1 pseudogene is annotated in these 549 nt (G+C 47.4%); it reads right to left on the bottom strand.

From position 1 onward, the window contains the following. Positions 1–266 (bottom strand): annotated as a pseudogene (locus PORUE0001_RS02670) (urocanate hydratase); the annotation flags it as partial. Between the last annotated feature and the right edge of the window lie 283 nt (positions 267–549).

Below are 549 nucleotides of genomic sequence, written 5' to 3' on the forward strand. Positions count from 1 at the left end.
CTATCGATGGGACCAGCCTTGAGATCGCCCTCGGGACGATAACGGTAGGCGTAGATCTTACCACGCTCCTTGAGCTCCTTGAGGAACTCGGGTGCGAGCTCAGCGTGGAGTTCTTTAGGTACATAGCGTAGCGCATTCTGTAGTGCCACACGTGTTTGTGCAGGGGTCAAGCTATAGCCCCTATCAGGTGCTCGACGGATGCCCTCCTCAAAGGTGGGGTACTTGGGCAGCGTAGCATCAAGTGTAAACTTACAAGTTCTCTTCATATTTACTGGTTGCGATCTTAATTTCAAGTCCCACAAAGATACTAAAAACTCTCCGATACGTATACATGTCCCTTAGGGTATAATAGAAATTAGAAGATAGAGATTAGAAGATAGAGATTAGAAGTTAGTTCTTGGGAGCACTGCTCTAAGACGCAATAAGAGAAGCGAGCTGTCTAGTCTCTGAGTACTAGACGGCTCGCTTTATGTGTCTCTTGCCTCAAGGAGTATAGCATCTAGCCCGCAGTGGTTGCAGGCTAGAATGCTTAGGNGAGACTTTGTGTAT

This window comes from Porphyromonas uenonis 60-3 (assembly GCF_000174775.1).
In the GTDB taxonomy this organism is placed as follows: domain Bacteria; phylum Bacteroidota; class Bacteroidia; order Bacteroidales; family Porphyromonadaceae; genus Porphyromonas; species Porphyromonas uenonis_A.